A 20,925-nucleotide genomic window follows, 5' to 3' on the forward strand; every position below is an offset into this window, starting at 1 on the left:
TCTTCTATGAGACCCGTCACATACGGCGGACGTGGTCCGTGCCCCTGCGGCTATTTCTGCTTGTCGGCCTTGGCATAGGCTTCGGCGAAATAGGCGAGGAAGACATCCAGCATGCCATTCTCGTGCTTGTCCTCCATCGTCCGCCATGTCGCGACGAGCGCATCCCAGGCCTGGCTCTTCCTGGACGAGAAGGACGCCGGCGGGATTTTCCTGGCGATGGCTTCTGGCGACAAATCGTCGAGCAGACGCGACAGCGCTGCCTGCATGGCGGCGTAAGTCGCGATCTCATGCGCCTTCAGGTCGCGGAACGCATCCTCGACGCTGCGCCTAGCATCGAGATAGCCGGCCCGGCGCCTGGCGAACATGATCTCCAAGATGTCCTCGGTACCCGGCACGAATTTCAGCGGGTTGTTGTCCTGGGCGCCGATCATCGTGCGGTGCGCGGTCTTGGCGAGCACCTTGGCCGCCGCGCGCGCCTTGAGCAGCAGGGACAACTGTTCGACGGTGGTCCTGAGCACCGCGCCGATCTCGGCCGCGACCTCGTGCGGGTCGCGCGCCCGCAGCAAGTCGGGCGCGATGCCCGCCGCCTTGGCGATTTCTCGCAGCATCGCGTCCGCTTCGGCGGGCCGATTAGCCGGAGTTGCCGGGCCGGGCTGCAAGGCCGAGGAGGTCGAGGCGGGCACTGCACCGATCTGGCGCCGCTCCGGCGGATTGAAGAATGAGCCGTGGCCGGGGTCCAGGGGGCGGCCAGTCGAGGGCGGCAGCTCGCGCTGCGTCGACCCGGTCCAGGTCTGCGGATGTCCGGTGGCGGCCCGTTCGTCTTCGATCGATACGCCGACGACATAACGGCCGATCAGCAGCCGGTCGCCCTGGGCCAACCGATGCGGTCCGGCCATGCGCTGGTTGGAACCGTTTACGAAAGTACCGTTGCGCGAGACGTCGTAGAGCCAGAACGAACCGGCCTGGTAGCGGACCTCGCAATGCCGACCCGAGATGAACTTGTCCGGATCGGACAGCGTCCAGTCGCAATTCTCGCGGCCGATCTCGAAGCTGCGGTCGCGGGCGGCAAAGCTGTCGGTGGTGCCGGCCGGCAGCTTGTCGACATTGCTGATCTGGAGAGAGATGAACATCCGGAAGTGTCGCCGACCTTGGTCAACAAATGCTTGTCTTTCGCGCAATTCCGGGCGGAGAGCCGCGAGGCGCTTTCCCGGAATTGCTTCGGTATTGTAGCAGCTTGCCGGCTGAGCGGGAGAGGAGCGTTTCACACCGGCGAGCCGGCGCGCTTTAGCCATGGCTGTTATTTGGCCTCACTCAAACATGTGCTAGGCTACCCCCGGTACGGCGCGGTGAATTCGAAAGCTCCCGAACGTGATCTAGTTAATAGAGCGGGGGTTTCAAACCATCAAACTGGCGGCCGCGTCGAGGAGGGGCACGACCCATGCCGAACGAACGGGCCACGGTTGTACAGACGCCGGCTGGCGCCGACCTGACCTTTACCCATCTCATCGGTCGCGATGAGATCAGCCGTTGCTTCGCCTATACGGTCGGTTTCGTGTCGAAGAGCCGTGACGTCGACCCACTGAAGATGCTGGGCGGCGCCGTTTCGGTCGAGGGCGAATCCGATCCGAAGCGCTGGTTCAGCGGGCTCGTGTCGGATTTCAAGCTCACCCGCATCGAGGACCGGCTGGCTTTCTACGAGGCGACCGTCAGGCCATGGCTCTGGTTCCTGGGCAACACCACCGATTGCCGTATCTTCCAGAACATGACGGCGGTGGAGATTGTCGAAAAGATCTTTTCGAAATACGGCATCGCAAAATTCGAGAAGCGGCTGCAGGGGTCCTACCCCCAGCGCGAATATTGCGTCCAGTACGACGAGAGCGATCTCGATTTCGTGCAGCGGCTGCTCGAGCACGAGGGCATCTTTTATTTCTTCGAGCATGACGAGGGCAAGCACACGCTCATACTCTGCGACGCGATGAGCAAGCTGAAGCCCGCCCCCGGTTACGAGAAGGTGCTCTACAATTTCGAGGGCCACGCCTCGCGGCGCGATGTCGAGTACATCACCGAATGGATCCCCGGCAGCGCGGTGCGGCCGGGCGCCTATGCCCACACCGACTATGATTTCGAAAAGCCCGGCGCCGACCTGATGGCGAAGTCCTCGCAACCCTTCGGCCACAAGGAGGCTTCGGGCGAAAACTATCGCCAGCCCGGCGCGCATCTCGATGTCGGGCGGGGCGACAAGATCGCGGGCATCCGCCGCGAGGAACTCCAGGCCGTGCACCAGCACAGCACGGCGGTGGGCACGGTGCGCGGCCTTTTCTCCGGCTGCAAGTTCACGCTGGAGAGCTTTCCGCGCGACGACCAGAACCAGGACTATCTGGTCGTCAGCGCCGAATACCGGCTGTTCGATCCGGGCTACCGGACCCAGAACGAGGCCCATAGCGAGAATTTCAAGGTAGTGCTTGGCGTCGCGCCCACCAAATTGCCCTACCGCCCGCCGCGCATCACGCCGCGGCCGATCATGCGCGGCCCGCAGACGGCGACCGTCGTCGGCCCTTCCGGCGAGGAGATATTCACCGACAAATATGCGCGCGTGAAGGTACAGTTCCATTGGGACCGGCTCGGCAAGAAGGACCAGAACTCCTCCTGCTTCGTGCGCGTCTCGCAGACCTGGGCCGGCAGCAACTGGGGCTTCATCCAGATACCGCGTATCGGCCAGGAGGTCATCGTCGACTTCATAGAGGGCGATCCCGACCTGCCGATCATCACCGGCCGCGTCTACAACGCGTCGCAGATGCCGCCCTATGGGCTGCCGGCCAACGCCACGCAATCCGGCTGGAAGTCGAATTCCTCGAAGGGCGGCGGCGGCTACAACGAGCTGATGTTCGAGGACAAGGCGGGCTCCGAGCTGGTCAATTTCCAGGCCCAGAAGGACCACCACCTGCTGATCAAGCACGATCGCAACAAGACGGTCCAGCACGACCAGTCAGACCGCATCGACCACGACGCCAAGCACTCAGTCGGCCACAACCTCGATGAGGACGTCGGCAACAACAAGACGGTCAAGGTCGGCGTCGACCAGACGACGAATATCGGGTCGAACGACACCGAGACGGTCGGCGCCAATCGTTCGCTGACGGTGATGGCAAACGAGACGATCCACGTCGTCGCCAATTCGACCGAGAATATCGACGCCAACCATTCGCAGACGGTGGGCCTCAACCAGACGGTGACGGTGGGCGTGGCGCGCGTCGATACCGTAGGGGCTGCCGAAGCGAGGACCGTGGGCGCCACGCAGACGAACACGATCGGAGCGACGCGATCGGTCAGTGTGGGAATCAGTCAAAGCCACGACATTGGAGCCGGCGACAGTTGGACTATCGGCGCGGCGCAGTCCGTAACTGTCGGCGCGGACCAAAGTTTCTCGATCGGCGGGGCGCAGTCTTCCCAGATAGGCAAGGCGAGGACCGCCGCGATCGGCGCGGACGATGCGACCGATGTCGGTGGAGCCCACGCGCTCAAGGTCGGTAAAGGCAGCGGCATCCAGATCGCGGAAGACAGCACGATCAAGGTCGGCAAAAAGCTTATGATCGATGCGACCGACGAAATCACGTTGGTATGCGGCGACGCCTCGATCAACATGAAGAAGGACGGAACGATTTCCATCAAGGGAAAAGATATCCGCATCCAAGGTAGCGGCGATGTCCAGGTGAAGGCCGACGGCGATGTCAAAATCAAGGGTAGCAATGTCTTCAACAACTGAAACCGCCAGCAGCGAGCACGGATCGATCGAACGCATCGACGGCGTCGTCATAGGGTTGCTGATCGGCTTCGACGACGGCGTGCCGCTGGTGGTGTTCGTGGGCAATCCCAGCGAGACGGCGCTCAAGGCACGCAGCTTGCAAAGCCTCGACTCTTCGGCCGTGGGCGAGGAAGTGGCGCTGCTTTTCGAAGGCGGCGATCCGCGCCGGCCGCTTGTTGTCGGGCGCATTGTCGATCCGGTGCGCGCGCGTGAGCAAGTGCAGGTGGTTCGGGACGGCGAAACGATGACGCTGACTGCCAAGGAGCGTCTGGAATTGCGCTGTGGCTCTGCCTCGATCATCCTTGAGAAGGACGGTCGCATCTCGATCCGGGGCAGTCAGTTGAGCAGCCAGGCAAGCGGCGTGAACCGCGTCCGGGGTGCGGCGGTTCACATAAACTGAGACGTCATGCAGCGGATTGCGACAATCCCGTCGATCATCGAGCAGCATGTCGAGGATGCCGCGTTTTTGTGGCATCGTCGCGCGCGGGAGATCGACGGTCCCGTCATGGGCGCCTTCGATATCGGCCGTATCGATCAGCGGCTCGATGCCAATCTCGACGGGCTGTTTGCGGCGGGGCAAGCCGCATGGGACCTCGCGGCATCACGTTTCGCGGACTACCAGGAGCCTCCCGAACTGTTTCTGCTGGGTGCGTTGGCATTCGAATGGCAATCCGCATCCGCCATCAAATTTGCCGTTGAGAGCGCGGGGCAACTTGGGAAGCGGGGGTTGTCGGCGCTGTCCGGCGCCGTCGCGCGCAGCGCGCCGGACAAGCTGAAGCCGTTCGTCGCGCGCTGGCTGGATTCCTCGGTTGCGCTGGAACGTGCGTTGGGCATAAGCGCGCTTCATCATCACAAGGTCAATCCGGGACCCAGGCTTAGGGAACTGCTGATAGACGGCGACGCCGAGGTTCGCCGAAGGGCGCTGAAACTCACGGGCGCGTTGCGACGCCGTGACGGAATCGTCGAGGTAACGGCATGCCTTGCGGCGCACATCGCGGAGGAACAGCTCGAAGCGGGATTGGCAGCCAGCCTGTTAGGCGAGTCGCGGCTGGCGCAGCCCGTGCTTGACAAGATCATGGTCAGTCATCCGGCGCTTGCGGGACCTGCGATGGAGGTCCGGTTGCTCATCACGCCGCCCTCTGCCGCCCGCTCCTGGTGGCAGCAATTCGTGGCCCCTGCCGAGACGCGCGAAGCGGCGGTCGCGGCTAGCGGATTGCTGGGCGACACGACGATCATGCCTTGGCTGATCGAGAAGATGCAGTTGCCGGAACTGTCCCACGCGGCTGGACTGGCATTGCGCGACCTGATCGAGATCGACTTCAACGACACCGACGTCTTCGTCACGGACCCGGCCAAGCTGGGGCCGGGCTTCGAAGCTGTCGAAGCGACGCCGCTGCCTTCCGCATCGCAGGTCGAAGCTTGGTGGGACAACGGCAAAGGCCCGACGAGGTTCGACCGGTTCCAATCGATGCGTCGGCTCAAAATGGATGCCATGAGGCAGGCCTTTGCCAACCCGGAAGCAACACTGGCCAACTGGCGGCGCTCGCGTCCGATCCCCGCCTGGATGTGAGGTACACGCGCCGCAAAGGCGTAGTCGGTGTTCACCGTCTCGCGGGAATGGCGAGCCTTTTCAAGCGATTCCGGCCGGGAGGGGGCATTCACGCTTTTCCGGCAAGTAGGCTACCTGCTGGCGACCGCGCTCACCAGGGCCGCGGCGCGCATTCCGGCTTCCGATGCAGCTTCGCACATTGCGACCTGGCCGGGGGCATAAGCCCTGGCGAAGCTGTCGGCGGCAATGAGCAGCGTGAGCGCGCCGGCGCCGGCGCCGATCTCGCCCATCGTCATCGCGGGATAGGCCATCGGAAAGGTCTCGCGGCGCGTGCGGTAGAAGCGTGGGCGCCCGATCAGCCCTTCCCAGGCGCTATACCGTTCGCCGTTGTCGTTGCTGACGATGAATTTGATATCGGGTTCGGTCGGACCTTTGCCCTCGATCGCGGCGCGGCAGGCCGCCACCAACGCCCTGCCTTGGCTATGGTTCTGAGACAGCACGGAGTTGTCCTCCAGCGCAACGCCGACGCCGTGAATGGCGCATTGGGCGGGCTGGGCGCGAGCCGGTGAGCGGCGCAGGCACACCACGGCGGCGCCTTCTCCCGGCACAAGACCTTGCGCGTTGTCCTCGGCCTTCAGGCGGTTGGCCGCCATGAGACGGGCGATATCCTTGTCGTTGACCAGGCTATCGACGCCGCCCAGCAGGACCTGCTCAACTCCGGGCGTTGCAAGCAGATCCGCTGCCCGATCCAGCAGTCCGATGCAGGCCGCCGCGCCTCCGTCGACGGCGCGCGAGGTGGGATGAAAATTTTCGCCCAGCCTGTCTTGCAGCCCTGCGAGGAAATCGCTGCCCGGCGTCTCCGAGAAAGCCGGATGTTCGCGGAACGCCTCCGGCATTACCAACAGCAGGGCGCTGGCGCCCGCCGTGGCGCCGCCTTTCTCCAGAGCTTCGCCCACGGCGCGCGCCGCCATGTTGGTGAGCCACGCGTTTTCAGTGAGGCGAAGGGAATAGTGCGAAGGAATGCGGGAAACGGTCTGGTCCTCGCCGAACGGGTCGCTAAGGGTCCGCCGTTCGAACGCGGACAGGCTGGCCCGAATAGCCGCGAGCGTCTGGCGCGCATCGAGGCCGGCCGGCGTCACGGCGCCGCCACCCACCACATAGATCGGAGCCTTCAGCCCAGCCATGTGTCCCTGCCGGCTATCGTTCCGTCATCGCCGCGCGGGCTGAGATAGGCCTTGCGCTTGCGTCGCGCCAGGAGGAAGGCCGGCGTGACATGGCCAAATACGATCTCCCGGAGCAGGGGCGCGTTGCGTCTGGTCACCATGGACAAGCGAGACCGCAACGTGACGCGACGCAAGTCCGGTTCGATGATGACTGTGTCGGGGCGGAAGGGACGATTTTCCACGCGATCGTCGAAAAGAAGGCGTATCGGCGCTACGACACGCGGCAGGCGGAAGTTCCAGCGACCGTCCGCAGTCATGCCCACGATGCTGACCTCCTCGCCCTCGTTCAACTGCCGCAGTTGCTGATCGGCGGGCGCACAGAGGTTGTAGCGCGTATCGAAATCCTTTGGCGGGAGAGGCCATTGGTTGTCGATCCAGGCTTGATCATATGTTCCCGCCAGCGGCAATCTTGGATGCCAGCCGCGGCCGATCACTCCAAACCCTGCCGGGCGCGGCTTGTCTGACGGGCTTTGGAAAGGCTCGTTCGCATAGGTGATGTTGGGTGCTTGTGTCTTCACGGCCTCATCCATGGAACGGGCATGATGGAAGCCGACGCCAAGCGGATTGCGCAGGTCGGTCCTGCCATTGTCGTCGGTGCCACCATAGGCGCGCTCGTAAACGATCGGCATTCTGCTGAAGGGATATGGCTGGCTATAGCTGCCCGCGTCGTAAAGGCGATCGCCGGTCACGTTCAGCACCTTGCGGATGGCCGCGAGTTTCAATCCAACCTGCATTTCAGCGACGCGGCCCCCGCGCGGTGCATGCGCCTGACCGTTCACGATCACGTCGACCCCGGGCTTGGTCGAAGCGATCTCTCCCTCATAGCGCGTCGACGAGCAGGCGGGATCGCCGAACGACATGTCGCCGAAGTGCACCGGCAGTTGCTCCACGGCCGGCTGAAGTTGCGAGGCGCTCTCCGGCATCTCGAAGCTTGCCGAGAAAACAGCCAGGAAAACCTCGTTGCCGTCGGCATCCGCCTGGACGAGCGTGTTGGCGACGAACGGCGTGTGATTTTCGATCCAGACCGCAAACATGTGGTCAGCACCAATTGCCGTTTTCGTCCTGGCCGATCGGCCAATAAGGCATGCAGGCGACGAGCTTGACCAACTCCTGCTCGCCGGCGTTGATAAGCCATTGCAGCAGGAAAATTTCGGCCGCGACGCCGGCACCCTCGCCGGCAGCGGCGTTGGCCGCGACGCATTTCAACCAATAGCGGCGTATCACCCAGACCACATTCGGGCTGGATGCGGCTCCTGCTATTCGATCATTGAACGCCTTCTCCAGGGCCTTCTCGCGGCTGCCCTGAAGCTCGTCTTCGGTGGAAACGATATCGGCCCACCATTCGGCCGCGATGTCGTAGGCTTCCGTCAGTTCCGCCACATACTCGACGAACAATGTTCCGTGCGCCGGGCTCGCTTCGTCGCGATTTTGCACCGTGCGGATGTCCGATGGCGGCGCTACGTCACGAGGCTGCGCGAGCAAGCGCCTGATACCGAGTTCAGGACTGTAACGCGTGATCAGTCCCATTATGCGACCTCGTCTTCAAGATTCATGGCCATCGGCACGAAACACAAGCCATCGATGATTGGTTGAAGCTGCGGCGCAAAATGCCGGACGTTGATGATCAGGATTTCGATGGGCCATTCGAAGCTCCGGCTCTTGCCGACGCTGTCGATCCCCCACTTTTCCTCGGGCTCCTCGCCTTCAAGGCGTTGCGCATCGTTCCAGTCGACGATCTCGAGATAATGCTTGCGGAAGATCGCCAACACCCGCGGGTGCCCCGCTATTCCGGTCGGCCAGCGCTTCCAGACGACCTGCCCTTCATTGGCGATCAGGTCATCCCACCAATCCTCCAGTTTGGGCTGGAGGGCGAGCAGTTCGTCGATGTAGCTGTCTCTGATTTCCTCGATGCTGCGCATCACTTGTCACCTAAATCGCCACGGGGACATCGTCGATGAAGTTCTTGGCATAGCTTGCGGCTGGGGAACCTTGCGACGTTGAGCATCTGCCGCAATGGGGCTTGACCGACTGCGGCGTGGAAAAATGAGCCAGGAACGCGTCCGGTGATTTTTGCATATTACAACCGCCCATCTCCCACGCTACGCAGAGTGGCGGTTGATGGTCATGGACCATCTCCTGTTTCATCTCGCCTGAAGGAGGGGTTGGAACCAGCTTTGAATAACGACCCCGTCTCGTCTTTTTGCATTGCCAGCAAGCCTTGCCGTTGACCTTGGCCGCCTGCTCGTCGTTACGTGGCGGGCGGTGTGCGACCCGGTCATATTTCTTAGCACACTTCGTCGTCTTCTGATCCTTGGTCAACGTGGCCAGGAACTTGTTAAACGCTGCCGGGTTGATGCAGTTGGGCGGTGGGTCGCTGGCGGTATTCTGGTCCATCATATCGCCATGCCGGTCGACACCTTTGCCTTCGGCTTTTACCGTGAACGACCAAAGCTTGAAGACGCCTTTCCCCTTGATCTTGTGGGTTATGACTCCTGCGCCGAGGCCTTGGGTAGCCGGTTCGTTACCGGTGCTGGTCGAGATTTCCGAGGCATTTTCGATGGCTGTCGGCTCGCCATCGATCTTGACGCTCTTGGTGCCCTTGGTCAGGTCGGACGACGACAACATGTTGACATAGGGTACCGGAACCGGGCCCGCCGGCGGGGAGGGGGGCGAGAGGCAGACGTCGCCGGGCGCTATGCCTTGGCCGTTGCTGCCCTTGTGAAAGAAGCCCATCTTCTCGGCGTAGACGCTAAGGCCCATGATCAGAACTCCTGGGGTACGGCGCGCGCCGCGCGCATCGCCGGCAGGGCGTTGTCCGCAAGGTCGTGAATGTCGGTGAAGGCGAGTTCACGCACCTCCCAGTCATCCGTCCAGAACACGATGCGATTTATCGTCGAAAATTCCCTTGGCGGCTCCAGCGCCCTCAGGCGCGCCGCGATATGCTGCTGGTCCCACAATTCCTTCACGGTCAGCTTGGCGATGTTGGCCATGCCTTCGAACCAGGGATCCGCTGTCTCGGGCATCGCGCCGATACCTACAACGGCGAACGGATAGCGGCGGCCCACCTTGTCCTGGCTCATGCGCCAGGCTCCGGCGCATGGTTGTTCGCCGAAAATCGCCCCCTGGACGACGAACCGCCAGATCCGGTCGTCGACTTCCTCGTCTTCGTCAGGTCGCGCGCGCAATTCCATCGACATCCACCGGTCCCAGCGGTCGATGAATATCCGCGGCAGGTTCGCGGCGACGAAATCGCCCGTCGCCGGAATCTTGCCGAAAAAGCCGGTGATCAGATCTGCGGCGGACATGTGAACTTCTTGAACATCTCTAACGTGTAGGGGTTTTCGACGCTGGCCGCCTTGAGCTCGAAATCGGCCCACATCCCCTTCGTGCCGAGGCGCAGGCTGTAGACGTCGGTTAGCTTGGTCGCGTTGAAGCGGCCGCCGCGCAGCATTCTCAGCCACGCCCAGCTGCCGGTTTCGTTGAGCATCACCTCGGGCGAGCCGTCGACCGGCTGGAAGGCGAGCGAGATCACGCCGGTGCCGTCCTTGCCCGGCCATGTCATCGGCTGCGGCCTCGTCGCGTTGTTGTAGTATTCCATGGTTTGGCCATCGAGGTTGAGGGTAATGCGAGCCACGTTGGGCGACAGGTCCTTCGGTTCCAGCGTGAAATTCATCACCGGGCCGGTGCCGCCCGGGAAAAGATCGTCGCGGATATGCCGCGCCTGCTCGAAGGCCGCCAGCGCCGCCGGGTCGAGACCGAAATCGGCGCGCCATTTCCACGGCTCGCTGGCGGTGTCGACATAGTTGATCAGATGGTCGTTGGTGAAGGCGTCGATCAGCCCGGTCGGCCCGAACAGGCGCTGGAAGTCGCGCACGTTGACATCGACCGCGCTGTCCGGGCTGAACGGATAGCGATTGTTGAGCGCGGCCTGGCAGAAGGGCAGGATGTCGGCGCGCCAGATCGCGTTTAGCTCGTTGGTGACGGCCTTCTGCGACAGGCCGCTCGTGTCGCCGGCAATGCCGCCCAGCCAGTCGTTGATCGGCGAAGGGAGGATCTGCGCCTGCCTGGCCACCGCGCCCGTCAGTTCGGCAAGCCCGCCCTGCTTCTTGATGGCGTCCTGCGGATTGGGGTTGGCGGTCACCGTCTGCAGCACGTTCGACAGCGCCGTCAGCGCCACGACGGCGGCATCGAGCGCCGGGGGCTGTCCGTCGACCTGCGCGATCGTGCCCTTGAGCGGCTTGAAATGCTCGGCCACCAGGCTGCCGGTCATGTCCACCTGGTTGGCGGAGCCGGCGCGCGGAAGCAGCTTTGCGCCTGTCGTCACCACCTTGCCGAGCTTGCCCAGTTTGCTCAAGAGCTTCGAGCCGGTCTTGGCGGCGCCGCCGCTCTTGTCGTCGGCTGCAGCATCGTCGGAGCGGGTGAGGTCGGTCTCCTGCACGACCGCGGTCAGCAAGCGCTTCAGGGCGGAGTCGGCGCTGGACAGATCCTTGAGGTTTTCGCTGGCGACGTTGAGGTCAGTCAGCGGCGCAAGCCGCATGTCGCGCAGGAAACTGTCCCACTGCGCGATATAGTCGTCATAGTAGAGCTTAAGCATATCTTCCGACAGCGCCGAGACCGACGTCTCCGAGTTCTCCGAGCAGCCGCCCGCGAACACGGCGCGGTCGAGCGCTGCCTGACCGGCGACGTCCTCCACCCGGTCGAGTATCGCGTCATGGAAGCCCGCATAGGTGTAGGGCCCCGGAACGCCGACGCGCAGCGTCTTGTCGGAACGGCGCGCAAACACCTTGGCGCCGTTCGGCCCGGCGAAGTTCGCCGGCACCCATTCCTTGGCGGCGGCCACTTCAGGGTCGGCCAGAAGCTGCTTGTAGGCGCGCTCCGGCAGCGAGATCGTGCACACCGTCTTCAGCGCCGCGGCGACCAGCTCCTTGTCCGGCGCGATGTAGCTGTCGTCGACCGCCATGCGGCGGATCGCGGCGAGTTGGTGCTCTTCGGCGTCGGCGGTTGGGAAGGGCGGGGCCGGCGCGAATTGCGGCAGGCTGTTCACCCACCAGTTCTGGACGAAGTCGGTGTCCATCTGCGACAGGCCGGTCATCATGCGGTAGGTCTTCAGCGCACCGAGCATGAAGTCCGGATCGCGGATCTGCCGCCACATCGTCGCTTCCAGCAGCGCGACCATATGCGGCTCCAGCACGTTGCGCAGCGCATGCTCGTAGGTGTCGGTCTGCGCGCGCACCAGCTCGGCAGAGGCGGTCGGGCCGAGCAGGTTGTGGATCGCGTTCGGCGGCACGGTCCGCGCCGTCGCCACGGCATCCATCGCCGCCAGCGCGCCGTCCATGGTCGGCTGCTCGACCGAAGCCGGCATGGCGGCGACATCCGTTAGCGGCTGCTGCAGCGCCTCGAACTGGCCGGCCTGTTCGGTGATCGCGTTGCGGTTGTCGAGATAGGACCAGGTGAACAGTCCGCCCGCGAGCAGGGCGGCCAGCGCGCAGCCGGCGGCGGCCCCGCGCCAGATCCAGGCGCGGCGGCGCTGCGCCAGCGGATCGAACGTGCCGAGGCCGGCCTCCTTGAAGATCACTTCGGTGAGCAGGTTCCTGAGGAAGAAGCTTCGCTTCTCGACGCGGGCAGCCGGCATGGCGCGGCGCGACGGCAATCCGAAGGATGAGGAAAGGGCGGCGGTCAGCCGGTCGATCGGCGCGCCTTCCTGGGTTGCGGAGGTCAGATAGAGGCCGCGCAGCCAGGCAGCCTCTTCGTAGCGGCTTTCGCCGAACATCGCCTCGACCAGCACCTGGATCGGCTCGGAGAGGCTGGCGAGCTGCGCCGGGAAACCGAAAATCTCGGCGCGCTGGCCGAGCTTGTCCTCGTCCTCCAGCCGCGGCACGAGCCGACGCTCCAGCTCGGTCGCAAGCCTGGCGAGTTCCGTCTGGATCGTGCCGGCGTTGACGCGGGCGTCGAGCGGGAAAGTCGTTCCCCATACCTGCTCGCGCGCCGTGGTCGACAGGCCGCCGAAGAACGCCTCGAAGCCCTTGATCAGGTCGGCCTTGGTCAGCATCAGGTAGACGGGCAAGCGGATCTCGAGCCGATCGTTGAGCTCCGCCAGCCGGCGGCGGATCTTTCTGCCATGCGCCTTGATCGCCTCGTCGCCTTCCGACAGCGCGTCGATCGACAGCGCGACGATGACGCCGTTGAGCGCGCGCCGGCCCCGGTGCTTCTTCAGGAGGTCGAGGAAACCAAGCCATTCCGCCGCGTCGACATCCGGCTGGCTCTCCTGCTGGACGTAGCGGCCGGCGGTGTCGATCAGAACCGCGTTCTCGGAGAAGAACCAGTCGCAATTGCGCGTGCCGCCGACGCCCTGCAGATCGTCGGTGAGATCGATCGGGAAATTGAGCCCGGATTGGCGCAGTGCTGTCGTCTTGCCGGTGGCCGGCGGCCCGACGATCACATACCAGGGCATCTCGCGCAGGAATTTCCGGCCGCCGAGCTTGCGGCGTTTCAGCTCGGCCATCACCTCGCCGAACTTGGCGCCTACCGCCGCGACGCTCTCCTCGCCGGGCGTAAGCTGCTTCTCGGCCACCGGGGCCGCGATCTCGGCCACGAACATGCGGTTGGCGCGGATCGCGCGGCGTTGCGCGATGATCAGCCAGATCAGCCACAGGATGATCAGCCCGGCGATGATGGCGATGCGCACATTGTCGGATTCAAAGGGCGCGTAGGGGCCGACCTGGACGATCGGGCCGAACACCCAGATCAGCAGCGAAAGCAGCGCGATGCCGATCAGCGTCCACAGGAAACGCGAGGTGATGACGGCCCAGAGGAAGCGCAGGATGAACATCTCAGAGCCTTTTCTCGACCAGGACCTCGACGCGCCGGTTGAGCGCGCGGCCCTCGCGCGTCGAGTTGTCCGCCACCGGATCGGTTTCGGCACGGCCCTCGGAAGAGATGCTCTCCGCCGGCACGCCGGCCTGCACCAGAAGCTTGGCTATGGTTTCGGCGCGCGCTTCCGACAGGCGCTGGTTGCTGGCAAGCGGATTGGATTTCTGCAGGCGCACATTGTCGGTGTGGCCGACGACGGTGATCTTTCCGATCAGTTCCTTGTTATCGAGGATCACCTTGGCGATCGACGCGATCAGCGGCTCGTAGCCTTCGGTCAGCGTCGGCCGCGACGACTGGAACAGCTCAGGATTGGAGGATTGGATGATCAGCTTGGCCAGCGAGACGCTCTCGGTGCCGCTGAGCGCTGTCTTGAGGTCGTCCGGCGCGGCGGCCTTGAACTCGGGCAGCAGCGCGAAATCGACCGGCTGCGGCGCTTCGGGCGCGGGGGCATCCTGCTTTGGCGGGGCGCGGGTGACGTCGCCGCGCGAGGCCGGCGGCAAGGTGCGCACCAGCGCGGAGAGTTCGACCGCCTGGCTGCTCAGGCCCATCGAAAGGCCGACATAGGCAGCGGCGGCGATGACGATCGCGGCAAGCGCCATCACCCAGATCGGCACGATGAAGCGCTGCGGCTCGTCCGATGCGATCACGCCTTTCCAGTTCGGCGACAGCGGTGCGTCCTCGGCGTCCGCATTGCGCAGGAAGCGCGCCGCCGCAACGCGTACGGCGTTGAGCGACCGGTCGCCGGCGCGGCCGGGTACGCGGTACTTGCCGCGGAAGCCGAGCGCCAAGCAGTAATATTGCAGCTCCAGCATTTCACGGTCGCGGTTGGGATGCCGCTCCAGTTCGTCGAGCCGGGTGAAGAACTGGGTGCCGGCGTCGACGTCGCCGCGCAGCATGACCACAAGCGGCTGGCGCGGCCAGGCGCTGGCGCCGCCCCACGGCGTGTTGAGCGCGAGATCGTCGAGCAGCGCCGCCACCGCCCATGCGGCCTGATCGGCGCGCTCCAGCGATGAGCCCGCGGCTACCGCGGCGTCGCGCGCCCGCACCAGCTCCTCGAGCAGGCGCGTGCGCATCACCTCCGGGTTCTCCGGCGCCAGCGCGCTTTCGAGTTCTGGGGCGAATTCGAGCAGTGGCGCGAAGATGTTGATGAGCGTGTTGGGATGGGCGCGCGCCCGCTTGACCGGCGCTCCAGGCGCCAGCGGCGCCATCGGCCGGGGCGCGGCACCGGTCAGCCGGATGCGGGTGCGCTCGCGATCCTCCGACAGTCCGAAAGGATCATCCCGGCTCATGGCCTCACCTGTTCACCGAATAGCAGTCGACCTGCGGCTCGCTCGGCAGTACGCCGGAAACGCCTATGACGAAGCCAGGCGCGTCGAGCAGCGAGGCCCAATGCTCGCTCTTCTGATCGAGCTCCAGACACAGCCGGTCGCCGTCATAAGGGATCTCGCGCGGCTGCGAATGAAGCGGTTTCAGCGGAATGCCGGGCAGGCGTGACTTCCACAAGCCCTCGAACTGATCCGCCGAGCCGACCGTCGCCTGATTGACGAAAATCTTGCGCAGCGCGTCTTCCGAAAGCTCGGAGCCGACGCGGATGACGATGCGGCTGGCGACCAAGAGCTTCGGGTTGTCGATGCGCACCTTCCAGACATTGGTCGCGTGCCGCATGACCGGCAGCGCGCGCGACTTCGGCTCGATGTGGCGCAGGCTGAGGATGAGCGAACGCAAGGCGTCGGCCAGCGCCATATAGGCGGGGCCGGGCGCCATGTGGTCGTAGGCCGGCAATTCGCCGAGCCGTCGCGAGCTCGAACCATAAGTGGCCATCTCGCCGGCGAGGCCCGCCAGCTCGAGATAGAGCTCGGCCGGATGGAAGACGTCCTGCGCCAGCATATGCGCAAGGCGCGGCCGCGCGGCATTGGCGAGGTGCAGCATCAACAGGTCCTCGACGCTGCGGCCGGCTCCGCCCATCACCATCTTGCCATGCGCCTCGGCGATCTGGTCGAGGCCGGTGACGACCTCCTGCAGCAACTGCCGGTACAAGTGCACGGCGCCCGTGATCAGCGTCGGCGGCAGGAAAGTCGGGTCGAGCGAGACGCCGCCGTCGGCGCGCACGCCCCTGATGTCGGCAACCGGCAGGGCGGTGTAGCCGCCGACCGATTTGCCGGGCGCCAGCAGCACCGCTTGCGGCCGGGCGACTTCGATCTCTTCCGGATCGGCGCCGCCCTGCACGGCGTCGCGCACCGGGACGATCTTGCCGTGGTAGCGCGCGCCCGTCGATGCGGCATGAGCCGGATCGAACCCGACGCCGCCGGGCGGCTCGAGCGGCAGCGCGACCAGCACCGGCCCTGCGCCGGTATCGGCCGTGACGGGCAACGGCTTGGGCGCATCCATCAGCTCCGGGATGGAGAAGGGCGTGCCGTCCGGGAAGATGCCCCGGGCGGACACGATCGACACCTGGCCGGCATCAAGCAGCGACTGGTCGAGCGTCAGCTGCTGGAAGCCGAATGTGTGGAGCTGGCCAGCCTGCAAGGCGCCGCGCACCATCCCCTCGAAGAACCGGTCCTGCTGCTGGAAATGCTGGGTCCTGAGGAACAGGCCCTCCGACCACAGCACCCTGTTTGCATCGCTCATGCCGTTGCTCTCTGCACTGCCTTGTTGCCGCGTTGCTAAGCGGAGATGCCGCCCTTGCCGAGGCTGACATTGATGGTGAATTTCGACCCCGGCGAAACCGACTTGGTCGTGCGCCAGTTGCGTCCGCCGGGTTCGCGGATCAGCGCGACGAAGCCGAGCGCCGTCGCGTTCGGTTCGACCGTGATGGTCTTTGCCGCCGTCTTGCCAGGCGCGACCGAGATCGAGTCCATGCCGATCAGATCCGCTCCGAGCGCCGCGCTGGCGCCTCCCTGCAACGCGAAATAATCGGCCGAATTGAACTTGCCGGTGCTGGCAAGCCGCATCACCAGAACCGTCACCGGCCGGTCGCCGCCGCCCGGTCCCGGATTCATGCCGGCGCCGCCGGTCACGTTGACCGAGATGACCGATGGTTTCGGCGGGCCGCTCTGGCAAGCCGCAAGCAGCCCCGTGGCGCCGATGGCAACGATGAATTCGCGTCTGTCGATCATGTCCCTACTCCTCTTCATATGCGTCCCTGAAGTCTGCGCCGATCTCGCCCAGGAAGCTCGATTCCGCGCTCTGGGCGATGTCGCGATGGCGTTTCTGGTAAAGCTCCCACAATTTGGCATTGCGTCCGCCGGACAGCAGGTTGCCGATCGCGGAATTGGACTTGAGCTCTTCCTCGATGGCGGCCGGGTCGAAACGGTCGATCATGCGTCTGAGCGCCGCCTGGACGCCCCGCCATGCGCGCACGTGATGCTGCGCCAAGTCCTTGACCGCGTCGCCGATCGCCGCCTCGCCGGAGAGGAAGCCCGGGCTGCGTTCCGCGATGATGGTGACGATGACATCCTCGACCGTCGGCAGGAACTTGAGCGGGTTGACTTCGGAGGCGCCGACCATGGTCTGTGCGACGCGCGCGCTGCCCTTCTCCTCGGCGCGTTTGCGCAAGAGCTGTATCAGTCCATCCAGCATCAGCCTGTATTCGCGCCCGAACTTTTCCATTTCGGCAATCGGATCGCGCCCGGGGAAATCGGCCTCCTCGACGCCCATGCCGCGCAGGAACGCCGCGCGCAGCGCCATGTCACTCGGCGCCGGTGACGTCGGACGCGATGGCCTCGGTGCTGGAGCAGGGCGAGCCGGCGGAGCAGGCGGTTCGGGCGCCCGCGCTGGTATCTCCCAAGGACGCGCGGCCTTCGACTTCTCGGCGGGCCGCCGCTCGCGACTGGCTGGATCGGCGGCGGCGGTGCCGGCAGCGGGCGTCGCGGCTGGCCCGAAACTGAAATCGTCGAAGCCTGACGATCTCAGTGCAGGCCCGGGCGTATCGTTGCGCGACGGCATCTCGCCGAAGCCGAACGGGTCCGACCGGCCGGCGGCCGGCTCTTCGCCCGAGGCCGGCGTCGCCACCGGGTCGAGGCTGAACGGGTCGTCGAAGGCGGGCGAGCTGCGCTGGCTCGACGCGCGGTCATAGGCTCCGGGCAAAGGCTGTTCGAAAGGGTCGGGCAGCCCTGCCGGGCGTGGCCGCTGCGGCTCCTCCTCGACCTTGGCTGAGAAGAAATCGTCACCGCCGATGCTAGGGGGCGTGCGCGGCCGCGGCGGCGACCACGCCGGCGCGGCGTTGGCAAGCGGCGCCTGGCCGATCGATGTCTGGCCGGCGCTGGGCTGGACCTCGACATGGAGCACATAGTCGCCCAAGCGCAGCCGCATGCCGCTCTGCAGCTGCGTCGACCGGCCGGCACCGAGCGGGCGGTCGGAATCGTCGATGAACAACCCGCTGCTGGACGTATCTGTGACGTAGTAGCCGTCGCGGCCGCCGGTGATCTTGCAGTGCGCCCGCGACACGAACATGTCCGGATCGTCGATCTGCCAACCGGCATCGGCGCTCCGGCCGATCACCAGTTCGCCCTCGTCCAACCGGGTCTGCCTTACCACTTGCGAACGCGGGCCTTGTTCGAGCGTCAGCAGCAGGCTCATGCGGCTGCCTCCGCCATTTCGGGCCGCCAGCCGACGACGGTGCGCAGCCTGAGGTCGTCGGCGTCCCCCTTTTCTGCGGGACGTGAAAGCCATGAAGTTCGGCCGAGCTGGATGGTTCCCATCTTCGGCGCAGGCACGGCATCGCGCGCGAGCACGATCCTGAGATCGACGTCGAGCGCTTCACCCATCATGTCGCGCACCGCCTTCTTGAACAGGGCAAGGCGCCGTTCTCCAGGCAGGAACGACCTGAAGTCGTCGAGGCTGAGCGGACCGATGCGCAATTCGATCCGGCTTTGGCGGCTGAAGACGCGCGGCCCGATTGTCGCGCCGCTGCCGAGCGACGCATAGGCCTTGCCGACTTGGCTCTGCAGCGCCTTCGGAATGGTGATCCAGGCTGCGACGAACTCCTTGATCTGCACCGGCACCTTGAAAGCGGTGGCGAGAAACAGCGTCAGCCGCTCCGCGCCGTCGACCTGGTTGGCCAATGATCCTGCCTGGCGCAGCCGAACCGCGTCTAGCTCGGGGTCCTGGGTGCCGGGAAGGCCGATGCCTGCCATGGCCTCCAGCATGCCGCGGACGCGTCCGCCGACCGAACGTTCGACCTGCACAGCCGGATGCGCGTCCGCCCATGCGCGGTAGTAGAGCGCGATCATGCGGTGCTGCAGGATGTTGACGAAATCGACGAAGGTCGTGTCGCTGGTCTGCTCGGCGTCGGCGCCCGTGAACCAGCGCTGCGACAGCCGGTCGAGCACCCAGCGCGTCAGATGCAGCGGCATCGGCCCTTCCGGTCCGAGCAGGCCGAGATTGGCTACGGTCACCCGCGCCGGAGCCTTGTCGCCGGCGTCCTGGAATTTGACCACGTCACGCGCCGAGAAGCTCAGGCGCACATGCTGGCCTATCCTTGCCGGCTCACGGTCCGCCGTCCCGGAGTGCCCGAACAGCCCGCGCCGCTGCTCCAGGCGGCGCAGCAGCTCGAAAAAGTCGTACCCTTCCGACAATGCCGCGGCTTCGTTCGGGGCCGGTTGCGTTAGATCAGGTAGCGATTGCCGGGCGTCATCGGCCATGGCACATCCTCCTGCTTCTGCAGCAGCCGCGTACGCGTCCGCACGAAACCATTTATCCCGGCATGGCGGGCAAAGAGCCGCGCCAGCAGGGCTGAAAGCAAAAGCGTGCTCTGGCCCGCCAGCACCGACTGGTCGACATGCAGCGTCACCTCCGTGCCGCGCCCGAAGCACATCGGCCCGTCGATCTGGAGCCGCTCGATCACCGGGCGCGAGTCGATGCGGGTGATCGAATGCACGTTGCGGGCAAGGCTAGGATCGCCGCGATCGGCGTAGAGGTCGAGCAGGGCATGCAGCGGATCGACGCCGCGGCCTTCCTTGGCGAGGCTCAGGAAATTGAGCGATAGCTGCGCCACGAGCCGCCAGGCGAGGTTGTCGGCGCGCGATTCGCCTTCGGCGCCCGCCGGCAGCGCTGCCGGGATCGCCGGCCGCGGCGGCCGCAGCGCGCCGAGCAGCCGCACCGCTTCCACCGGGTCGGCGGTCTCCAGCGTCAGCGTCGGCGTGTCGTCGAGGATCGGCAGGTCGCGGTTGGTGCAGAGCGCCATGATGTCCAGGCGCTTGAGCGGCCGGTTCGCCGGGTTGCCGGCCGGGCGCGAGATCGCGATAAAGACATCGTCGCCAGTGTAGGAGGTGCGGGTCAGGCCGTCGCGCCGCTCGTCCTCCGTCGCCCGGCGCGGGCGCCGCTCCGTCGAATAGACCCAGCCGCTGCCGCGGTTCTGCCCGAGGCTGAACAGTTCGGGAATGATCGCCTCGCTCCCTTCCGCCTCAGCGTCTTCAACCCGGGTGACCCGGAATATCTCGAAGTCGCGCGCCCGCGTGCGGTCGGCATGCAGCACCTGGCGCGTCCGGCGCGGATCGATTTCGATGACGTTGCACTCGCGTTCGAACAGATTGATGATCGGCGTCGCGAACAGCTCGAAATCGGCCGCCGTCACATCGGCGAGCTCCGGCACCGGACGCCGGAACAGGAAAATGATCTCCATTCCCCCATCGCATTTGCGCACCACGGGTTGCAGGCCGGCGACCCGCACATAGTGGAAGCGCTCGGGGATCATGAAATATTCGCGCAGCAGCCGGTATCCCTCGAAGGTCGGGCGGGTGCGCGGCATCAGCGCTTCGTCGTCATGGATCCCGATCATTTCGGGCTCGGGCAGCGCGGTCAGCGCGTTGGTCTTGCCTTCCGCCCGCGCGCCGACGGCCGAGCAGGCGCCGAAGATCGCGTCGAAGATGAGCGGCGCCTTGGTGCGACCGGCGAAATAGAGATCGAGACGGTCGAGCGACAATTCGCTGAGCTTGCCCTTTCCGGTGCGGGCCAGTGTGATGCGGAAAGCCGCTTCGGCGCGCACGCCGCCGATCGGCGCGACGCCGGCGGCCGCCAGCGCGCTGCGGTCCTGGAAATAGCTGACCGAGGTGATCGCGATCGGCCACAGCGTGACCTCCTGCGCGGTGGTGAAGGTCGAGCGGGTCGAGAGTCCCGGATGCAGGCCCGAGACCAGCCGTGTGCCGCGCGGGACAGCGTGGCCGGCGATCATCGACTGAACCTGCTGGCCTGGCTTCAGCACGGCCATCGCCGTCGCCGGCGCAGGCGTCACCAGGTCCGGATAGAGCACGTCGAGCACGGCGCGCGAAAAGCGCGAGCGCTCCGCGTCGACCTTGAGCCGCGTGCGCGCCGCGAGAAACGCCACGCCGTCGAGCAGTCGTTCGACATAGGGGTCCGGGCAGGGGACGGTGTCGAGGGAAAGGTTGCGGGCGACCGCCGGATGCATGTCGGCGAATTCCGCGGCCAGCGCCCGGATATGGGTCAGTTCCTCTTCGTAATACTCCACGAAGACCCGATCCATC

Annotated in this window: 17 protein-coding genes; 3 read left to right on the forward strand and 14 right to left on the reverse strand. The window is 65.4% G+C overall.

From position 1 onward, the window contains the following. Nucleotides 1–50: 50 nt before the first annotated feature. Nucleotides 51–1,130 (reverse strand): type VI secretion system-associated FHA domain protein TagH, encoded by a 1,080-nt coding sequence (gene tagH, locus ACR64R_RS26895; RefSeq protein ID WP_487359259.1) that lies wholly within the window; start codon nt 1,128–1,130, stop codon nt 51–53. Nucleotides 1,131–1,438: 308 nt separating this feature from the next. Between tagH (ACR64R_RS26895) and ACR64R_RS26900 the strand changes: the two genes are divergently transcribed. From ACR64R_RS26900 to ACR64R_RS26910, 3 genes are all read left to right on the forward strand, one after another. Beyond that, the gene (locus ACR64R_RS26900; RefSeq protein WP_487359260.1) at nt 1,439–3,763 is read left to right on the forward strand and encodes a type VI secretion system Vgr family protein; all 2,325 of its coding nucleotides are present in this window, start codon (nt 1,439–1,441) and stop codon (nt 3,761–3,763) included. Beyond that, nucleotides 3,747–4,202 carry a DUF6484 domain-containing protein gene (locus ACR64R_RS26905; protein ID WP_487359261.1) on the forward strand — a complete coding sequence of 152 codons (456 nt, stop codon included), beginning with the start codon at nt 3,747–3,749 and terminating at the stop codon, nt 4,200–4,202. The genes ACR64R_RS26900 and ACR64R_RS26905 overlap by 17 nt, the downstream gene beginning before the upstream one ends. Nucleotides 4,203–4,307: 105 nt before the next feature. After that, a complete protein-coding gene (locus ACR64R_RS26910; protein ID WP_487359262.1) occupies nt 4,308–5,372 on the forward strand; it encodes a hypothetical protein in 1,065 nt (354 codons plus the stop codon). 110 nt (nt 5,373–5,482) lie between these two features. On the opposite strand, the gene ACR64R_RS26915 is transcribed toward ACR64R_RS26910, so the two are convergent. From ACR64R_RS26915 to tssF, 13 genes are read right to left on the reverse strand one after another with little or no spacing between them, the layout of a single operon-like run. Next, on the reverse strand, nt 5,483–6,490 hold the full coding sequence (locus tag ACR64R_RS26915) for a hypothetical protein (protein WP_487359263.1): 1,008 nt from the start codon (nt 6,488–6,490) through the stop codon (nt 5,483–5,485). A gap of 32 nt (nt 6,491–6,522) precedes the next feature. Beyond that, the gene (locus tag ACR64R_RS26920; RefSeq protein WP_487359264.1) at nt 6,523–7,608 is read right to left on the reverse strand and encodes a DUF2169 family type VI secretion system accessory protein; all 1,086 of its coding nucleotides are present in this window, start codon (nt 7,606–7,608) and stop codon (nt 6,523–6,525) included. Between the two features lie 4 nt (nt 7,609–7,612). Beyond that, on the reverse strand, nt 7,613–8,101 hold the full coding sequence (locus tag ACR64R_RS26925; protein WP_487359265.1) for a hypothetical protein: 489 nt from the start codon (nt 8,099–8,101) through the stop codon (nt 7,613–7,615). Further along, nucleotides 8,101–8,493 carry a hypothetical protein gene (locus tag ACR64R_RS26930; RefSeq protein WP_487359266.1) on the reverse strand — a complete coding sequence of 131 codons (393 nt, stop codon included), beginning with the start codon at nt 8,491–8,493 and terminating at the stop codon, nt 8,101–8,103. Before ACR64R_RS26930 ends, ACR64R_RS26925 begins: the two co-directional genes overlap by 1 nt. Before the next feature lie 10 nt (nt 8,494–8,503). Continuing rightward, nucleotides 8,504–9,334, reverse strand: a complete 831-nt coding sequence (locus ACR64R_RS26935; protein ID WP_487359267.1) for a DUF4150 domain-containing protein — start codon at nt 9,332–9,334, stop codon at nt 8,504–8,506. A 2-nt stretch (nt 9,335–9,336) separates the two neighbouring features. Continuing rightward, nucleotides 9,337–9,879 carry a type VI secretion system-associated protein TagF gene (gene tagF, locus ACR64R_RS26940; protein ID WP_487359268.1) on the reverse strand — a complete coding sequence of 181 codons (543 nt, stop codon included), beginning with the start codon at nt 9,877–9,879 and terminating at the stop codon, nt 9,337–9,339. Then, nucleotides 9,861–13,403: a type VI secretion system membrane subunit TssM gene (gene tssM, locus ACR64R_RS26945; protein WP_487359269.1), complete on the reverse strand. Its 3,543-nt coding sequence runs from the start codon at nt 13,401–13,403 to the stop codon at nt 9,861–9,863. The genes tagF and tssM overlap by 19 nt, the downstream gene beginning before the upstream one ends. A 1-nt stretch (nt 13,404) precedes the next feature. Further along, complete coding sequence (gene icmH / locus ACR64R_RS26950) at nt 13,405–14,733, reverse strand: type IVB secretion system protein IcmH/DotU (protein ID WP_487359270.1); 1,329 nt, start codon at nt 14,731–14,733, stop codon at nt 13,405–13,407. A 4-nt stretch (nt 14,734–14,737) separates the two neighbouring features. Then, nucleotides 14,738–16,072: a type VI secretion system baseplate subunit TssK gene (tssK, locus tag ACR64R_RS26955; protein WP_487359271.1), complete on the reverse strand. Its 1,335-nt coding sequence runs from the start codon at nt 16,070–16,072 to the stop codon at nt 14,738–14,740. A 35-nt stretch (nt 16,073–16,107) separates the two neighbouring features. Continuing rightward, nucleotides 16,108–16,560: a type VI secretion system lipoprotein TssJ gene (gene tssJ, locus ACR64R_RS26960; RefSeq protein WP_487359272.1), complete on the reverse strand. Its 453-nt coding sequence runs from the start codon at nt 16,558–16,560 to the stop codon at nt 16,108–16,110. Between the two features lie 4 nt (nt 16,561–16,564). Continuing rightward, nucleotides 16,565–18,022, reverse strand: a complete 1,458-nt coding sequence (tagH, locus tag ACR64R_RS26965) for a type VI secretion system-associated FHA domain protein TagH (RefSeq protein WP_487359273.1) — start codon at nt 18,020–18,022, stop codon at nt 16,565–16,567. Then, a complete protein-coding gene (gene tssG, locus ACR64R_RS26970; protein WP_487359274.1) occupies nt 18,019–19,086 on the reverse strand; it encodes a type VI secretion system baseplate subunit TssG in 1,068 nt (355 codons plus the stop codon). Before tssG ends, tagH (ACR64R_RS26965) begins: the two co-directional genes overlap by 4 nt. Continuing rightward, nucleotides 19,050–20,924 (reverse strand): type VI secretion system baseplate subunit TssF, encoded by a 1,875-nt coding sequence (gene tssF, locus ACR64R_RS26975; protein WP_487359275.1) that lies wholly within the window; start codon nt 20,922–20,924, stop codon nt 19,050–19,052. The genes tssG and tssF overlap by 37 nt, the downstream gene beginning before the upstream one ends. Between the last annotated feature and the right edge of the window lies 1 nt (nt 20,925).

The sequence above is a fragment of the Mesorhizobium sp. MC2-1-1 genome (assembly GCF_057597255.1).

Bases quoted from the DNA above. Each gene is read 5' to 3' on its own strand.
- tagH (WP_487359273.1), bottom strand. From the start codon at position 18,022: ATGAGCCTGCTGCTGACGCTCGAACAAGGCCCGCGTTCGCAAGTGGTA.
- ACR64R_RS26910 (WP_487359262.1), top strand. From the start codon at position 4,308: ATGGGCGCCTTCGATATCGGCCGTATCGATCAGCGGCTCGATGCCAAT.
- tssG (WP_487359274.1), bottom strand. From the start codon at position 19,086: ATGGCCGATGACGCCCGGCAATCGCTACCTGATCTAACGCAACCGGCC.
- tssF (WP_487359275.1), bottom strand. From the start codon at position 20,924: ATGGATCGGGTCTTCGTGGAGTATTACGAAGAGGAACTGACCCATATC.
- tssM (WP_487359269.1), bottom strand. From the start codon at position 13,403: ATGTTCATCCTGCGCTTCCTCTGGGCCGTCATCACCTCGCGTTTCCTG.
- ACR64R_RS26920 (WP_487359264.1), bottom strand. From the start codon at position 7,608: ATGTTTGCGGTCTGGATCGAAAATCACACGCCGTTCGTCGCCAACACG.
- icmH (WP_487359270.1), bottom strand. From the start codon at position 14,733: ATGAGCCGGGATGATCCTTTCGGACTGTCGGAGGATCGCGAGCGCACC.
- ACR64R_RS26925 (WP_487359265.1), bottom strand. From the start codon at position 8,101: ATGGGACTGATCACGCGTTACAGTCCTGAACTCGGTATCAGGCGCTTG.
- ACR64R_RS26935 (WP_487359267.1), bottom strand. From the start codon at position 9,334: ATGGGCCTTAGCGTCTACGCCGAGAAGATGGGCTTCTTTCACAAGGGC.
- ACR64R_RS26900 (WP_487359260.1), top strand. From the start codon at position 1,439: ATGCCGAACGAACGGGCCACGGTTGTACAGACGCCGGCTGGCGCCGAC.
- ACR64R_RS26905 (WP_487359261.1), top strand. From the start codon at position 3,747: ATGTCTTCAACAACTGAAACCGCCAGCAGCGAGCACGGATCGATCGAA.
- tagF (WP_487359268.1), bottom strand. From the start codon at position 9,879: ATGTCCGCCGCAGATCTGATCACCGGCTTTTTCGGCAAGATTCCGGCG.
- ACR64R_RS26930 (WP_487359266.1), bottom strand. From the start codon at position 8,493: ATGCGCAGCATCGAGGAAATCAGAGACAGCTACATCGACGAACTGCTC.
- tagH (WP_487359259.1), bottom strand. From the start codon at position 1,130: ATGTTCATCTCTCTCCAGATCAGCAATGTCGACAAGCTGCCGGCCGGC.
- tssK (WP_487359271.1), bottom strand. From the start codon at position 16,072: ATGAGCGATGCAAACAGGGTGCTGTGGTCGGAGGGCCTGTTCCTCAGG.
- tssJ (WP_487359272.1), bottom strand. From the start codon at position 16,560: ATGATCGACAGACGCGAATTCATCGTTGCCATCGGCGCCACGGGGCTG.